17 protein-coding genes and 4 pseudogenes are annotated in these 15,204 nt (G+C 43.9%); 16 read left to right on the top strand and 5 right to left on the bottom strand.

The features are described 5' to 3' along the window. Nucleotides 1–10 precede the first annotated feature (10 nt). From JCM16159_RS17710 to JCM16159_RS11940, 13 genes are all read left to right on the top strand, one after another. Nucleotides 11–160 (top strand): hypothetical protein, encoded by a 150-nt coding sequence (locus JCM16159_RS17710; protein ID WP_243666821.1) that lies wholly within the window; start codon nucleotides 11–13, stop codon nucleotides 158–160. A gap of 30 nt (nucleotides 161–190) precedes the next feature. Next, a complete protein-coding gene (locus JCM16159_RS11900) occupies nucleotides 191–379 on the top strand; it encodes a hypothetical protein (protein WP_243666822.1) in 189 nt (62 codons plus the stop codon). After that, the gene (locus JCM16159_RS11905) at nucleotides 376–981 is read left to right on the top strand and encodes a hypothetical protein (RefSeq protein ID WP_054857963.1); all 606 of its coding nucleotides are present in this window, start codon (nucleotides 376–378) and stop codon (nucleotides 979–981) included. Before JCM16159_RS11900 ends, JCM16159_RS11905 begins: the two co-directional genes overlap by 4 nt. Nucleotides 982–1,053: 72 nt before the next feature. Next, complete coding sequence (locus JCM16159_RS11910; protein ID WP_054857964.1) at nucleotides 1,054–1,866, top strand: hypothetical protein; 813 nt, start codon at nucleotides 1,054–1,056, stop codon at nucleotides 1,864–1,866. Continuing rightward, nucleotides 1,863–2,027 (top strand): hypothetical protein, encoded by a 165-nt coding sequence (locus JCM16159_RS17715; protein WP_243666823.1) that lies wholly within the window; start codon nucleotides 1,863–1,865, stop codon nucleotides 2,025–2,027. The genes JCM16159_RS11910 and JCM16159_RS17715 overlap by 4 nt, the downstream gene beginning before the upstream one ends. 181 nt (nucleotides 2,028–2,208) lie before the next feature. Beyond that, complete coding sequence (locus tag JCM16159_RS11915) at nucleotides 2,209–2,634, top strand: hypothetical protein (protein WP_054857965.1); 426 nt, start codon at nucleotides 2,209–2,211, stop codon at nucleotides 2,632–2,634. 80 nt (nucleotides 2,635–2,714) lie between these two features. Continuing rightward, nucleotides 2,715–3,788 (top strand): hypothetical protein, encoded by a 1,074-nt coding sequence (locus tag JCM16159_RS11920; protein ID WP_054857966.1) that lies wholly within the window; start codon nucleotides 2,715–2,717, stop codon nucleotides 3,786–3,788. After that, nucleotides 3,785–4,078 (top strand): hypothetical protein, encoded by a 294-nt coding sequence (locus tag JCM16159_RS17720; RefSeq protein ID WP_243666824.1) that lies wholly within the window; start codon nucleotides 3,785–3,787, stop codon nucleotides 4,076–4,078. The genes JCM16159_RS11920 and JCM16159_RS17720 overlap by 4 nt, the downstream gene beginning before the upstream one ends. Then, nucleotides 4,003–4,491: a hypothetical protein gene (locus JCM16159_RS17725; protein ID WP_243666825.1), complete on the top strand. Its 489-nt coding sequence runs from the start codon at nucleotides 4,003–4,005 to the stop codon at nucleotides 4,489–4,491. Before JCM16159_RS17720 ends, JCM16159_RS17725 begins: the two co-directional genes overlap by 76 nt. Nucleotides 4,492–4,507: 16 nt before the next feature. Beyond that, nucleotides 4,508–5,359 (top strand): ATPase, T2SS/T4P/T4SS family, encoded by an 852-nt coding sequence (locus JCM16159_RS17730; protein WP_243666826.1) that lies wholly within the window; start codon nucleotides 4,508–4,510, stop codon nucleotides 5,357–5,359. A 6-nt stretch (nucleotides 5,360–5,365) separates the two neighbouring features. Continuing rightward, nucleotides 5,366–6,172 carry a ParA family protein gene (locus tag JCM16159_RS11930; RefSeq protein ID WP_054857967.1) on the top strand — a complete coding sequence of 269 codons (807 nt, stop codon included), beginning with the start codon at nucleotides 5,366–5,368 and terminating at the stop codon, nucleotides 6,170–6,172. Nucleotides 6,173–6,207: 35 nt separating this feature from the next. Continuing rightward, on the top strand, nucleotides 6,208–6,558 hold the full coding sequence (locus JCM16159_RS11935; protein ID WP_054857968.1) for a hypothetical protein: 351 nt from the start codon (nucleotides 6,208–6,210) through the stop codon (nucleotides 6,556–6,558). Then, the gene (locus JCM16159_RS11940) at nucleotides 6,536–6,883 is read left to right on the top strand and encodes a hypothetical protein (RefSeq protein ID WP_243666827.1); all 348 of its coding nucleotides are present in this window, start codon (nucleotides 6,536–6,538) and stop codon (nucleotides 6,881–6,883) included. The genes JCM16159_RS11935 and JCM16159_RS11940 overlap by 23 nt, the downstream gene beginning before the upstream one ends. Before the next feature lie 489 nt (nucleotides 6,884–7,372). Here the strand turns inward: JCM16159_RS11940 and JCM16159_RS11945 are convergent. The 5 genes and pseudogenes from JCM16159_RS11945 to JCM16159_RS11965 form a co-directional block, all read right to left on the bottom strand. Further along, a pseudogene (locus tag JCM16159_RS11945) lies at nucleotides 7,373–8,564 on the bottom strand (acetyl-CoA C-acetyltransferase). 127 nt (nucleotides 8,565–8,691) lie between these two features. Continuing rightward, nucleotides 8,692–10,542 (bottom strand): annotated as a pseudogene (gene gatE / locus JCM16159_RS11950) (Glu-tRNA(Gln) amidotransferase subunit GatE); the annotation flags it as partial. A 189-nt stretch (nucleotides 10,543–10,731) separates the two neighbouring features. After that, on the bottom strand, nucleotides 10,732–11,961 hold the full coding sequence (locus JCM16159_RS11955) for an MFS transporter (RefSeq protein ID WP_054857970.1): 1,230 nt from the start codon (nucleotides 11,959–11,961) through the stop codon (nucleotides 10,732–10,734). Further along, a complete protein-coding gene (locus JCM16159_RS11960) occupies nucleotides 11,936–12,142 on the bottom strand; it encodes a hypothetical protein (protein ID WP_243666828.1) in 207 nt (68 codons plus the stop codon). Before JCM16159_RS11960 ends, JCM16159_RS11955 begins: the two co-directional genes overlap by 26 nt. A 2-nt stretch (nucleotides 12,143–12,144) precedes the next feature. Then, nucleotides 12,145–12,474 carry a hypothetical protein gene (locus tag JCM16159_RS11965; RefSeq protein ID WP_243666829.1) on the bottom strand — a complete coding sequence of 110 codons (330 nt, stop codon included), beginning with the start codon at nucleotides 12,472–12,474 and terminating at the stop codon, nucleotides 12,145–12,147. A gap of 224 nt (nucleotides 12,475–12,698) precedes the next feature. On the opposite strand from JCM16159_RS11965, the pseudogene JCM16159_RS11970 reads away from it, so the two are divergent. The 3 genes and pseudogenes from JCM16159_RS11970 to JCM16159_RS17735 all read left to right on the top strand — a co-directional run. Continuing rightward, nucleotides 12,699–14,152: pseudogene (locus JCM16159_RS11970) on the top strand (RtcB family protein). 73 nt (nucleotides 14,153–14,225) lie between these two features. Then, a complete protein-coding gene (locus tag JCM16159_RS11975) occupies nucleotides 14,226–14,927 on the top strand; it encodes a 30S ribosomal protein S7 (protein WP_054857973.1) in 702 nt (233 codons plus the stop codon). 110 nt (nucleotides 14,928–15,037) lie between these two features. After that, a pseudogene (locus tag JCM16159_RS17735) lies at nucleotides 15,038–15,204 on the top strand (Replication factor C small subunit); the annotation flags it as partial.

The raw sequence follows: 15,204 nt of genomic DNA on the forward strand, positions 1-15,204 counted from the left end.
GGCAGGATCAATGGGCGCGTATAAGCCACCAAACCCAATAAACTCAAGTAATGCCATAGAAACTCCGCAAACCGATGGTTATTGCCTATATTCTGTTAGTAATGGCGTGACGTATATTTCATGTCCATCAACACCAATGAACCAAACAACTAATCCCTAACCAGCTTTTAAATATCTCATTATATATCTAATGATGACATTTGATGAGGTGTTAACGGGAACTATGGGATTCGTACTATCAATGATAATTATAGCGCTGGTACTCGGTGGTGGGCTCTATGGCTACTATGTCTATGTGCACAAGCAGGTTCTCGAGAATTACCTATGGCCTGTGGCCGACGTTGTACCTATAATAACGGTTATTACCTGGGCGTTGTGAACACAGGCCACGAACCAATTATTATTAAGGAGGTCCTACTGGCCAATGGCAAAATTATTAATGTAAATAGTGGCGCACTGAATCAAAATCAGTGGTGGTTCTATCAAGCGAGTCAACTGCCAACCGCAGTACTTGCATGCTCAGCTACGGATCCAAGTGTGTGCACGATAACTAAGGTTAATGGTTGGGTGGATGATTATACTGGTGCTGGGGATGCGATCACGGTTATTGTGAATGATCCCTATAATGCCACCTGGGTAATTACGTGGAATTACCTAAGTTTCACGGATTTAGGGGGTTGGTTTATGATCACAGGTCCACTATTTCAGTACTACATAGTCGGTGGTTCTAGTTCATCCGTATTTCACATAAATCCACCATATACGCCAATCCAAATAAATATGAAAGCATCGTTGGCCGGAGACCCAATTAATTACTCATGTAGTATCAAACCGTACTATGTAAGCAATACATTCAACACAGGCAGCGTCATAAGATTCGACGTTAGTTGTACCCAGGTAAATGAGGTATGCTTCTCAATACCGATATTATTTGGTAACTTACCACCCTCACAAATATGCTTCCCACCCCAACCTCCCTAACCGTTAAATCATGGACAAATAGAAACATTATATGATAAAACTGCCTTATTAGGATATCCTTAGGTCTTTCCAATGAATAGGCTAGGTAATTGGTGGTATTACACCGAAACTACGACCAAGGTCTTAATCATAGCATTAATCGCATTATTGATAATAATTATTATTAGTCCTCACCTTGGGCCTCTACAACCAATTGCCAAGGCCCTGGGTCTTGTTGAGATTAGGGAGATTTATAATACTATAAACAACACTAGCGGTACGGTTTGTACTCCTAAATACGTAAATCAAGTAACCCCCATTTACATAAACAAGACCATATTCATACCCATGAATAACGTAGTTTCTGGTGAAACCTGGTGGAATTACACGGGTTACCTAATGGGGACTGGGTGGTGTTGGGGTAAGATTTTAGTGATGCATAATGATACGGCTTGGTTTATAACAACGTGGATAATACCCGATTGGTTATTACAGAAGATGGGTTTATCAACATGTAGTACAGGGTGCTATAACTTCTCATTACCATATGGATTAGAATTAATGCGTCCTGTTTACTTACCCATGTACCTACCGATAAATGGATCAACAAGCTTCTTCCCAATTTATGGCATGAGTTACGTCGCAGTTAGTAATGAAACAATGAATTACCCATACCCAGGCTTCACAGTGATTATAATCGGGGATGTCACCGGCCACGGACCTATCCCCGTGGTTCAGGTCTTAAACATAAGTGGTAATTACGTAATACTCAGTGCATTATCGTTCAATACAACCTTGGCGTTAAACACTACCTACTACGGTTATTTAGCCCTTACCAATCTACCTGCTAATTTCTCCTCGTATATATCGTACATAGTACCATGTAGCTCGATATACTTTACATGAATAATTCCCAAGCCGCCCTTGATGTTGCAGTACCATTTGGTGCATACGTTGCCTCAATACATAATTATATGTATTATGGTAAACTAAGTCCAGAGATGGCAACTTATAGAGAGACCTTTGGTTGGTGGGTTTGGCGTTCAGAGGTTATTAATGAACCTTAGCATGAATTGAGGATTGTGGATACATTAATTAAAGCTCAAAGTGGGAATTTCATCGATAATTTAAAGTTCATAGAGATCTACATTAGGTAATTATGAACAGGGTAAGTTGGTCTTGTGGGCTCACGAATTTTTACGTTTAATTTCCCCTTAAAAATAAATTCAATACTTAATTCTGACCAATATGGGTAGGTCAACTAGGGGCGAGTTTAATCTACTATGGATAGTGGTAACCGTTGTAGGCATAGTGATGGCAATAGTAATACTTTACCTAGTGTATGGTGGTGCAATGAGGTCCTTAGGCATGACTAACTTCCTTAGTGGTCAGGCAACCACTGCTGGTGATCAATTAGTTGTTAACCTGAAAGCTACTGGGGTCGGTACAATAACCATAAACGGTATTACGCTATATGCAGGAGACAGTGCCGTGACATCTGGCTGCTCACTGAGCTCAGTAACACTTAATGGCAACTCAATATCTACTACACCACCATGGAGTCTTAAACCTGGCGATACATTATCGCTTATTTACACAGGCTCCAACTGCACAAGCGTTACATATGTTGATGTGTCCACAAGCACAGGTACTCAACCAATACAGGTAACGTAATGGTACATTGCATTAAAAATAATAAAAATCGTTATTTCTTGTTCATTAATACCTTTTAAAGTAATTACGCCATCATTACGATGAACCTTAGAGAAAGTGTTTCGGATTTAGTATTCATTATTAGGGTGCCCATTGAGGGTATTGAATTCGCGGTTAATGAATCTGCGAAACTAAGCAGGACATGGGCTAAGATAGCCACAATACTTAATTCACTTGGTAATCCATGGATGCTACCCAGGAATTACAGACGCGAATTGGTGGCTTTGGCTAGCACATATTTTTCAGCTGGCTCAGACCCTGGGGTAACCTTCCTAGCCCTGATGAATAAGTATACGTCGCTCCTTAATCAGCAGGTTGAGTTTCAATCCCAGGCTCTAATAGCAGTAACAGTGTTAAGTATAATGATTGGCGTCCTATCATTCCTAATAATACTGGGTGTTCCATCCGTTGTGGGTGTTCTCGGGATTGCCCTGGTGCCCGTAATACACTACTTCCAGGTTGAGGTCATAAGGTATGATTATAAAGGGCCCAGCTTTGCAGGAATAATAGCAGGCGTGATTAGCTACGTAGCAGGTTATTTCCTGCATTTAGGCATGGACAGATTGGTTATGGTGACATTATTCGGATTTGGGATTGGCTTTGCAATACTTTATTTACCACAGCTTCTGAGGTTCGTTAGGGATTATGCAGGCTTAGGTTCGAGGGTTCTGAAATCTTTTGGCGAGCTACTTAATTCACCAAGTCCAGAGCCTTTAAGGCCTATAACAATTATTGAAAGGGAGTTAATGCCTCTTTGGGATTACGCATATTCAGTAGGTGTTCGCGAGTTTGTGGAGAGAATCGTCATGGTGGTTAGTGCGTTCATTGATTATGTTAGGCGTTCAATAACGACTGGGTTGATTTACGGCCCCTTCATAACGATCGGCTACGTGTTCATGCTGTTCACAACGTACATTCTCTCATCACTAAATGCAGGCGCTGCCCTTGCGAATGTGCCGATGCCCGTAACATTTAACATAAGTAGTTTATCAACTGCCTTAATAGTATTGGCGGTATCTACGGCTGTGCTCACGGGTAAAGCCATGCACTCAATAGGCCTTGGAATAACTTTGATCCCAGTATTCCTCGCGCCATTAATACCGCTGGTTTGGTGATTGACGTGCACGTATCTAAACCTATGGTTATTGGTGAGGAATTAATTAAGCACTACATTATTGAGATCGATGGTGTCAAGACCGATATTGATGTGTATAGGGTTGTTGATCCTCAATACGGTGTTCACGATTATATAGCCTACGTCGTTGATAACGTCCCAGACTGGGCAATAGCATTGCCAATCGAGAAGATAGTCGAGTTAATTAGTTCTGGATGGAGATTAGGAAGGCCATTGCCAAGGGACTTAAGGAAATCGGGGTTAAGGCCAGTCAGGATAACGTTACCCTAGCCACCAACCTATTTCTGCGTTGGAATAATCACTATGGTCCTCTTACGCCGGTCCTAGTGATGGATAATGTGACTGACATATATATAAATAAGGAAGGAAGTAAATTTGGTATTGGTGGTATATACATAGATCACTCAGAACTTGGTCTTGTTAGGGTCATAATTGGTTGGGAACCCTATGAGATTAGGAGAGGTAGGAAGGTTATCAGGATTGTTAGATTTGACTTTAATGGCTTTGTGAATTACATAATGAGGAGGGCAAGCCGTAGAGCAGGAACTCCAATTACGGCCTACAATCCAGTGGCGTCCGTGGTTGATTCCGAGTTTGGCGTTAGGATATCCATTGAGGCCGAGCCTGTAAGTATGGGTTCCATAAGCATTAGGGTTCTGCAGGAGGCCATGGACACTCCCTGAAATGGTGGGTAGGAGCATGATTAATATGGAGGACGCAGCCAGGCTTTGGTTCCTCGCTGAGCATAAGGTCCCAATCCTCATCATTGGACCAATGGGCGCCGGTAAGACAAGCCTTCAAAATGCCATTGCCTATATGCTCGTGAATAGACCCATGGCAATAATAATGGATGTCGCCGAGCTCTTTCTACCATACCATAAGGTCGTAAAGCCCATGTTCGAGAGGGTTTCCTACGCGCATGGTATAAGGAGTATTGATAAGGCTGAGTTAATTAAGCAGGCCCTTAGGAGTGGCGTAGACATAATAGTATTGAATGAGGCCAGATCTAGGGAGGAATTCAGAGCATTGGCTGAGGCCATAACTCTTGGTCACGGTGCCTTAACCACATTTCATGCAGATAATATCAAGGCTGCGGAAGTTAGGCTTGAAAACCTTGGTCTTGAGGCCAAGGACCTCTTGAGCATTGCGGTTGTTGTCGAGTTAGGCATGACCAAGCAATCCAGGTATAATGAGGTAACTAATGTGTATGAGTTAGTCACGCATAGGTTCGTGAAAGCCATGTACAACTTCAATGAGTACCTACAAATCCTAAGCAAGACATATGGTGAGGACTACGTAACTAAGCAATTACAGTATAGAAGGGCTTTCCTGACGAGGGCGGTAAGTTCGGAGCTTAATTACGAACAACTAGCTAATTTACTATATGCCTTCTACAAGGATCCGGAAAAATTCATTAAGGACATTGAAGGCAATGCCGCGTCACAATCAAGCAGCATCGAATCGGTTACGTTAAACAACCAGGAGATCCCGGAGGAGCTACTTAAGCTCGATGATGAATTTACAAATCCTTTTAAGCATGAATTAGAGTGACTATTGATGCTTAAACCTAGATTTATCGTAGTATCATTCTTCAGCGGATTAAAGGGTGGGACTGGAAAGAGCACATTAGCGAGTAATACGGCGATAGCCCTATCACAAGCCCTAAAGAGCAATGTAGTACTTATAGATCTTGGGTTGGACTCCACGGCAACGTCAAGCAGAATACTGGGTATAAACCCGGATAAGTATGGCGCGGTGGATTACGTAAATGGTACTGTAGATAACGTGGACCAATTAATTTCAAGGTCACCAATAATACCAAGCGTCTATGTAATACCGCCCGGCACACTTAGAACGTGGCAACTAAGCATTGACCCAGAGACCGCACAAGCCAGGTTTAATAACCTCATAAATCACTCCGTAATGAAAACAATATCCCAAGTAGTCGTTATCGACCTACCAGCTCACATGGACCAGGCAATAACGATAAATTCCCTCATTCAATCATCAATAATTAACGTAGTCCTGGACTACGCCACATACAGTGACTCTGTGGCCCAGGAAATCGATGAATACTACATACAGCCAATGATAGCAAAGGGCTTTAAGAAAATCATTAATGTGATCCTAAATAAGGCAATACCTGGATTAGATTTAATGGAGTCCAAGATAAGGGGTTTCATCCACAACGGCGAGTTCTTCGTACTGCCCATGAGTCCCATAGTTCACTACCTGACATCAACAATGAAGCCCCTCATCGTATACACACCAAAGGGTTCCCTTGCAGACTTTAGAATACCCTTTGATAAGTACGTAGATACATTAACCAAGCAAATAAAGACTATACTTACAGGAACCTATTAACAAACCCTTTTAAATAACTACTTATTACTAAATCAATGAGTAATCCTGTGGATCTTTTCTTAAGTAACGTAAAGAAGGAGAAAGCTGAAGGGCAGATGGGTGCACGTGAACAAGCCGCGGCGCAGGTTCAACAGACTCCGCAGCCATCGTCAATAGTCACCAGCCAAAATATGCTGAGGACCTTGCTTGAGGAGGTTAAGAAGTTAACGAAGATTGAGAGAGCGATATTGGCGCAGGAAATGTTTGGTACTGACGATGTATTTAGGCAAGTTACAGTTGATGATTGGGTGAAATTGCTCGAGGAGCGCGTGGGCAGTGAATACGCAAATGCCTTCAAGACATGGGTGACTATCATAAGCTGCGGTGGATCAAATGAACGTAGATAGCCAGGATCTGAAGGATTTGAAAAAGATAGATAAGAGGGTTAAGGTTAATGAAGTAAGTAAGGTAAGGCTTAAGGCAAGACCTATTAATGTAAAGGTTACCGCACTGGGTAAGGAAGAACAGAAGCTGGTAAAGAAATGGAGCTCCAAATGCGCCGAACCACTCAGGGAGTTCTGCACCTCAGTCCTTACCAGACTCCTTACCTACTTCACATCAAAATCAGTCGATAATATACTAAGTGAAGCAACAAGGAAAGGACTCAGTCTTGAGATCATCCTAATCCTACTTAGCCAATATGATTTGGTAAATAATGACGATACTAATTAAGAATTATCTAAACACGGGAAATGTCGATATAAATATTCTCGTAAACATATTATTAAAAAAATGGTATAAATATTAAACCGGAGGAACTTAATCAATTCATCCAAAATAAGGATAAGACAAAAAGGGAAGGAGGCTTAATCTCCAAACTCCTCAAGCCTTAATCCTCACCCTTTGTATCAATCCATTCAGAGCAATACTTACGAAATAATTATTCATTACTGGTAATACCCTACCATTATATACCAGTGTCAGCAGTTATAGAAGAAGGCTGTTAAGGCCTGTGAAAATCCGTTAAAAATTATATTTATAGAAATATATCTATATTTTAGTAGGTTATGACTTAGAATAATATAATATTAATAAATACTTTCATGTATTTATTATCCTAAGTCATACAATATCAGGTAAAATATTTTTAAACTTAGTGGATTAAAATTTAAAAGAGTTGTTTTGAAAGATTAAATCTGAAACTTTTTTTATAAATTTAATTCATGCCCTCTGGAGAATTATTGCATAGCCCTGCCCGCCACCGACACATGCAGTCGCAAGCCCATACTCCTTACCAGTCAACTGTAACTGCCTAGCCAAGGTACCAACTAATCTCGCCCCAGTCGCACCGAGTGGGTGCCCAATCGCTATGGCTCCTCCCCTAGGTTCACCCTATTTCATCAATTCCTAATTCCTTGATTGCGTTTAACGTAACCACGGCGAAGGCCTCATTTATCTCCCAAAGATCTATATCCTCAACCTTAAGTTTAGCCTTGGCCAACGCCTTCCTCGATGCTGGTACCGGGCCCTCACCCATTATTGATGGGTCGACGGCAGCCCAGCCAAGGGACACCACTCTAGCCAGCGGCTTTAGACCTAGTTCCTTAACCATCTTACCCGACATTAAGACGACTAATGACGCGCCAGAGTTAAGTGGTGCTGAGTTGCCAGCCGTTATTATGCCACCTGGCTTAAAGGCTGGTGGCAACTTAGCCAGGGCTTCCAATGACGTGTTTGGTCTAACACTAAGGTCTCTATCAACCACAATCTTCTGCCCATCCTTAACAACCTCTATTGGTAGTATCTCATCCTTGAAGTATCCCTCCTCATAGGCCTTTGAAGCAAGTATGTGGCTTCTATAGGACCACCTATCCATCTCCTCTCTGCCTATCTTCTTAAGGGCCGCCAACTTCTCGGCGGTTAGTCCCATAACGTAACCGGTGGCCATGTCGTACATTGCATACTCAGGATTCGTGGCCAGGTCAAGGTGTGGAACTATGTATGGGTTATTGTACATAGGTACCCTCGACATGTGTTCATAACCACCTGCGAAGACTATGTCCGACTGCCCTGTCCATATCTCCATCGTGCCTATGCCTATTGCGTCGAATGATGAGGCGCACTGCATGTCAACAGCCATGGCGGGTATTGTAACCGGGAACTTGGCAAGGAACACCGGTATTCTACCACCCATACTCCAGTTATCACCACCCTGCAATGCGTTGCCAACGATCACGTGGTCAATCTGCTCAGGCTTTATGCCAAGATCCTGTACAGCCTTAACGAGTAATTTTGAGAATAGGGTTGGGCCGCTTATGTCGTAGAACACGTCGAACTTTGGATCCTCCCTCTTAACCCTTGAGAAGGCAGTCCTCTTGAAATAAACTACGTATGCCTCCCTATCCTCACCCATTCCTGATCATGCTTTAAGCACTCAACGAATTAATATTGCTTATTTGCATATAGATTATATAGTGAGGAAATGCTGAACATGCTGCATCACGGTGTTTATGCCGGTTTATTTCTTTTGAGAATTTTTTTAAGTACTCATCTATTGCCCTCATTATATCGCTTGGGTCGGCCTTACCCCTTAACTCCTTCATAAGTGTATTCATGAGCTTGCTCCTATCGTTTATGCCGAGCTTGGATGCCCTCTCCATTACGTATTTCCTGACCTCTTCGGGGCTCATCCTTCTCAACCCCAGTTTATTAATTATGCCATCAATGGGCTTATCGGGTTCCTTACTCCATGCCGCTATTATGTCGGGTATCGCCTCCTTGGTTATCACACCCTGGCATATTCATTAAATATCGCCTTAAGGTGGTCCTCCGTTATTACCGATACGTCAATGCCATCCCTTTGGAGTGACTTCATGGTATTCACGATGGTGTTCGCTATTAAGGTGGCTGGCACCCTGCCCTGAAACTCACTTATTAAGTAATCAATTAAGTCGTAAAACGGTGACTTAATCACTTGCATAGCCAGTTCCTTACTCATGCCATAGCTGATATACCTACCCACCCTGGACTCGATGGCTCAGGTACCAACGCCTTAGCCCTGGTCAGCATATCCTCGGTAATCCTTATTGGCCTAAGGTCAGTCTCCGGGTACATCCTCGCAGCGCCGGGCCTGGGCCTCATGAACCTAGTCGTGCCGTCTGGGTTCGCCGCCCTAGTCTCCTCAGGAACGCCATGCAATGCCTCCCTAATTCTATCAATAATCACGTCCACGGCATCAACTAGGTCCCTATCTGACGTACCCGCCAGGAGTATGAATGAGTCAACACCAAGTCTCGAGGATACCTTGGAAACCTCCTCAGCCGTTATTCCATAGCCCGGTAATTCATCGCTATGAATTAAGCCGGACAGGCTTGTCCAAACCCTGACCCTATCAGCTAGCTCTGTGCCAAACCTCCTATTTGGTTGAACCTCCTTACCTAGTATACCCCTTAGTCCTGGCGTCTTTATGGCTATGACCTTACCACTGCCATCAAGTACCTTCTTGATTAGGTTGGATTTCGTTGATGAGAATATGTCGGTGACGTCCACGAAGTCCTTAACAAACCAATCCTCCCTCACACCCCTCTTGATCAATTCGTCACGAATAGCCAGTAGGTTTAATTGACGCTGAACCTCGTACTCGATGACCTTGGGTATGAGGCTGAGGTCGGGCACGCCCTTTATCTCCGTCTTAGCGCCGCCCTCGATGGACACGTTTACGTCCTGCCTAACAGTGCCAAGCCCCCTCTTGGCCTTACCGGTCATCTTAATGCTGTGGCCAATGTAGTAAGCCACCTCCATAACCTCCTGAGGACTGTAGGTGAGTATTCCCGTGGATATCTCAATAAGTGGTATACCAAGCCTATCAAGCCTATAAACAACCGTGTCACCCCTCTCCTCAATCTTCCTAGCCGCATCCTCCTCAAGGCTATAGTCTGTATTGGGACCTTATAATCAAAGAACTTGGCTAGACCATCATGGGCTATTAACATGGTCCTCTGGAAACCCGAGGTGTTGGACCCATCAATCACCGTCTTCCTCATCACGTAAACCTCATCGAATATCTTGGCATTAAACATCATGGCAACGGCCAAGGCAACCTCGAGAGACTCAGGGTCTGGGTCGTGCGGTGGCTCCTCATCGAGCTCCACAAGGCATGTGGTGTCGTAATAACCCTCATAAACGAAGGTCCTATGCTTCCTAAACTCCCAAATGGCCGCTGGGTCAACCTCACCAAGCTCACTCATACTGGGCCTCAACCTCCTAATAACCCTGAAGTGGGGCTCGTCATTCCTAACGACCGGCGGGCAATTACAGAACAGCTTCCTGCCAGTATTCAATTGGACATGTATCTCCAAACCAACCTTAAGCCCAACAGCCTTATAATCAATCGGCATATACCCATGACTAAAACCATACCCATTTAATTACTTAACGCTGTTACAGCACCATACCACTCTAAGGAACCAACATGCATTATTTCGAGTTTCCCTAAGCCTTTACTTATTCGTTGTTTTAGAACTCGTTCTCATTTCTCCCCATCTTTCCCTTCCCTGAGACTTACCTTGCTGTAAACCGTATTAAATACGAGGGATGCCGTTATGCCCATTGCCATGGCGATTATTAAGGCCCTTGGCGCACCAATGACCGAGCCTATGAAGGCCCAGATAACGGCACTCACAATCTGTGATGCGTGAATAATACCCACGTGATGAATAAACAATACCAAATTCACCACGTGGAACCACGGAAATAAGAGCGCTCATAACCGCCGTGAAGAATGCATTAATGAATATGTTATAGATGAGGTTAACCATGAATAGCAGTGGTACGGCAACAACCAAGCTCCTAATTAACATGGGTATTATACCGAAGCCTAAACCAATTATTAACGCTGTGGTTAAGATTACATAAACAACCCTTAACTTACTAACCCTAAACCTAGGCGTGAGTATGGAACCTATCGTTGCACCAGCGTAGCCGAATAAGCTATCAATACCTGCAAGTAAGGCCACGTTGTAATATAGGGATAATATGCTATAGCTCAGTACGTCAAGAGATATTATTAATAGGTAGGTGACCGTTACCGTTAAGATTATGGCCCTGAAGCCGATATTACGCCTAAACAACTCCCCAAACCTAGCAAAGCCCCGCCTAATGACTTGGGCACTGAACCCATCCGTGACTCTACCGTGATACCTCATGAGAATTAATGGGGTTAAGGCAACTATGGAGAGTATGGCTGAGGATAGGATCAAATATTTAGCAATGTGAATGCTTAGGAATAGTAGGTAGCCTGAGACCACCGTTGAAAATACCGAAATTATTGACCTCAATGTATTGTTTAATGACGTATACAGTGTTATCTTCTCATTATCATTACCTAGTAAATCCTTAACCAACGCACTCCTTACGGTTCCCATCATCGTGTATAAGCTCACGCCAATGACAATAACTATAAGTACTAACACAAGGCTCAGGGCATTAATCCCCATTATAATTAATATGAGGAAGGCAATTAGGAAAAGCATAGCTATTAAGGCATTACTAATCACTAACACTCTCTTCTCACGACCAAATATGTCAATTACCACGCCACTAAATAATCGCGCCATTGATGACAATGCGTAGAATATGTAGACTAGGGCGACGCCGAAAATATTCATGGTGTCGAAGCCCAGTATAACTAACACAAACCGCATAACATCATATGCTGCATTGTTAAGCATGTTAGAGTAGATGAGCATAGCCGCATCCCTAACACCTAAAACGCCACGATACCTATTAAATAAGCCACCTAATAGCTTCATAGCCCTCCTTACTGAATGCTGGGCATGCCGCCGCTTTTAAGTCATTGTTTATGATGCCCCTGGCCCACCATAGCAACTTATTCTCATCAATCGTTAGGGTTCCATCATCGTTTAGCTTGCCGACCCTATTAATATCCTCGTAGAGCTTAACCGTGCACTTACTCAATGTTCCATCAGGCATTATCATGAGTTAAGCCACGATGCGCAGCATATGTAGGGTAATGACAACTCAAGGAGTTTCAACCTAAGTGACCTCGCGTACTCCCTAACCTCCTCAACACCATCATCAGCAGGGTGAATCCTATCATCATTTGGACCGCCCAACCTCGATATTGACCTCATATGGAAGGAGAACTTACCATCACCTCTCAATACCTCGGCGAATTTCTTAAGCAGGGACTTAACGCTCTCAATACTGTCCCTATGAAGATGAACCCTAATAATCATTCCAAAGCCTAGGTCCGAGTTATGGGCATTAATTACATTAATATATACCGTGTCGAAAGTCAGCAAGCCCTACTAATTACCAATGCGGCATTATCATAATCTTAATATTCCTAAAATATTTTTAACTTTTTAATCGGAACTTATTAAATAATTTTTAATTTTAACTATAATTTATAACGAAAATTAATGAAAATTTATATTATTAAAGACTATGCACTAAATACGTGCTATTAACCTAACTGGATATAGAGTGAAGTTTTATTAACCCATTAATGAATTATGGCTTAATCATGGTACCACCATTGAAGAAAATAAGTGATTATGTTTGGGAGATACCGAAGGGGTATAAGCCGTGTATGAAGGTGCCAGCTAGGATATTCGCTGATGAGACACTGCTTGAGAAGATGAAGACGGACATGACGCTGGAGCAGGCGGCTAATGTCGCATGCCTGCCGGGTATTTACAAGTACAGCATAGCGCTGCCGGATGCCCACCAGGGCTATGGATTCCCAGTGGGCGGCGTCGCCGCAATGGACATGGAGCAAGGCGTGGTTAGTCCAGGAGGAATCGGTTACGACATCAACTGCGGCGTGAGGCTCCTTAGGACTAATTTGACGGAGAAGGATGTTAGGCCTAAGCTTAGGGAGCTTGTGGACACAATATTTAAGTTAGTACCTGCCGGTGTTGGTGAGACTGGGCTTCTTAGGCTGTCCTTTGGTGACTTGGATAAGGTGCTTGATGAGGGTGTTGATTGGGCTTTGTCTAAGGGTTATGGCTGGGGCGATGATAAGAACTTCATTGAGGAGTTTGGGCATTATGAGGGTGCTGACTCGAGTAGGGTTAGTCAGAGGGCTAAGGAGAGGGGCAAGGACGAGCTGGGCACGACGGGTAGCGGTAATCACTTCATTGAGATACAGGTCGTTAATAAGATATTCGACGCAGACCTGGCCAAGAGGCTTGGTATTGAGCAGGAGGGCCAGGTAATGGTTCTGATACACACCGGTAGTAGGGGTCTTGGGCATCAGGTTGCGACTGACTACATAAGGGTTGCTGAGAATAAGATGAAGCAGTGGGGTTTGTTCCTGCCGGATAGGGAGTTGGCGGCAATGCCCCTCACCACCAAGGAGGCCCAGGACTACCTAGCCGCGATGAAGGCCGCAGCTAACTATGCATGGACCAATAGGCAGATAATTACGCACTGGGTTAGGGAAGCCTTCAGGAGGGTCTTTGGTAAGGACCCTGACAAGCTTGGTCTCGATATCGTCTACGACGTTGCCCATAACATCGCCAAGATCGAGGATCACGTAATCGATGACGAGGGCCATGTCAGGAGGGTTCTCGTGCATAGGAAGGGAGCCACTAGGTCGTTCCCAGCAGGTAGGTCAGAGATACCGCCTAAGTATAGGGATATTGGGCAGCCCGTCCTAATACCTGGTAGTATGGGCACTGCGTCTTACGTATTGATTGGATTGCCGACCTCGTTCCAAGTGACCTTTGGCACTGCGCCGCATGGGCAGGTAGGACACTGAGTAGGTCTGCCGCTGTTAGGATGTTGCCGCCGAATAAGGTCAGGGGTGCCCTGGAGAGTAGGGGTATCATTGTTAGGTCCGCGGAGAGTGAGATAATATCTGAAGAGGCACCCGAGGCCTATAAGAATGTTGATAAGGTGGCCGAGGTCGCTGAGATAACAGGCATGGCTAAGAGGGTTTCGAGGCACGTGCCGATTGGCGTAGTCAAAGGTTGAACCGTTGCAATTATCTCAATCATATAGTTGTGTGGTAAATCTTTAAAAAGGCCCTCGTTTCCTATCCCGCGTAATGAGTAGTGATCAGGGAATTACACTGCCCAAGGAAACCGTTACTTACCAAGTTGGTGGTGTAACGATAATTGAGGAGTGCCCAAGGGATTTAAAGACCTTTGATGGTGAACCAATCAAGTTATTCGGTAAGTGGCCCTTTGATAATGTTGTAATAAAAGACCCAGGTCTCAGGAGGTACTTATGCATAAAGCCCATGTACTTACCACACACTGGCGGTAGGTACCAGAAGAGGAAGTTTGGTAAGGCCAAGATACCAGCCATCGAGAGGTTAATGAACCAATTAATGCATCCTGGTAGAAATGCTGGTAAGAAGCATAAGGTCTATAACGTTGTTAAGAGAGCCTTCGAGATGATACACCTGAAGACTGGGCAGAACCCAATACAGGTCTTTGTAGATGCCATAGTGAATGCAGCACCTAGGGAGGAGATTACGAGGGTTGTTTACGGAGGTATCGCATACCCAGTATCCGTCGATGTCTCGCCACTAAGGAGGCTTGACCTTGCCATTAGGTGGATAACCGAGGGTGCCAGGCAGTGTTCCTTCAATAATCCAAAGCCCATCGAGGAGTGCTTGGCCGATGAAATCATCGCGGCCGCGCAGAATGACCAGAAGTCATATGCGATTAGGAAGAAGGACGAGATGGAGAGGGTCGCCGCCAGTGCAGGTGATGAGTTTAATAGTTCTTCACCTTTTAATTAACGCCTAATTTTACTAATCAGCACATACGTTCTCCATCAATAATACTCAATAATCATCCCACCTGCCCAGGAGGAATACTTATTTAACCAATTTATTTCATTAATACCGTAATGTCCATAGCAGAATTAATTTGGGTGGAGAAGTATCGTCCTTTGAGGATTGATGATATTATTGACCAGGAGGAGGTTAAGGAGAGGATTAAGCAGTTCCTGAAGATGGGTAATATGCCCCATATGCTTTTTTTTACGGTCCTCCTGGTACTGGTAAGACTACGATG

This window comes from Vulcanisaeta sp. JCM 16159, assembly GCF_001316265.1.
GTDB lineage: Archaea > Thermoproteota > Thermoprotei > Thermoproteales > Thermocladiaceae > Vulcanisaeta.

Excerpts from the sequence above, each read along its gene's own strand:
- JCM16159_RS11955 (WP_054857970.1), bottom strand. The coding sequence starts at position 11,961 with ATGAAGCTATTAGGTGGCTTATTTAATAGGTATCGTGGCGTTTTAGGT.
- JCM16159_RS17725 (WP_243666825.1), top strand. The coding sequence starts at position 4,003 with ATGGAGATTAGGAAGGCCATTGCCAAGGGACTTAAGGAAATCGGGGTT.
- JCM16159_RS11915 (WP_054857965.1), top strand. The coding sequence starts at position 2,209 with ATGGGTAGGTCAACTAGGGGCGAGTTTAATCTACTATGGATAGTGGTA.
- JCM16159_RS11930 (WP_054857967.1), top strand. The coding sequence starts at position 5,366 with ATGCTTAAACCTAGATTTATCGTAGTATCATTCTTCAGCGGATTAAAG.
- JCM16159_RS11960 (WP_243666828.1), bottom strand. The coding sequence starts at position 12,142 with ATGCCTGATGGAACATTGAGTAAGTGCACGGTTAAGCTCTACGAGGAT.
- JCM16159_RS11920 (WP_054857966.1), top strand. The coding sequence starts at position 2,715 with ATGAACCTTAGAGAAAGTGTTTCGGATTTAGTATTCATTATTAGGGTG.
- JCM16159_RS11935 (WP_054857968.1), top strand. The coding sequence starts at position 6,208 with ATGAGTAATCCTGTGGATCTTTTCTTAAGTAACGTAAAGAAGGAGAAA.
- JCM16159_RS17715 (WP_243666823.1), top strand. The coding sequence starts at position 1,863 with ATGAATAATTCCCAAGCCGCCCTTGATGTTGCAGTACCATTTGGTGCA.
- JCM16159_RS17710 (WP_243666821.1), top strand. The coding sequence starts at position 11 with ATGGGCGCGTATAAGCCACCAAACCCAATAAACTCAAGTAATGCCATA.
- JCM16159_RS11900 (WP_243666822.1), top strand. The coding sequence starts at position 191 with ATGATGACATTTGATGAGGTGTTAACGGGAACTATGGGATTCGTACTA.
- JCM16159_RS17730 (WP_243666826.1), top strand. The coding sequence starts at position 4,508 with ATGATTAATATGGAGGACGCAGCCAGGCTTTGGTTCCTCGCTGAGCAT.
- JCM16159_RS11910 (WP_054857964.1), top strand. The coding sequence starts at position 1,054 with ATGAATAGGCTAGGTAATTGGTGGTATTACACCGAAACTACGACCAAG.
- JCM16159_RS11975 (WP_054857973.1), top strand. The coding sequence starts at position 14,226 with ATGAGTAGTGATCAGGGAATTACACTGCCCAAGGAAACCGTTACTTAC.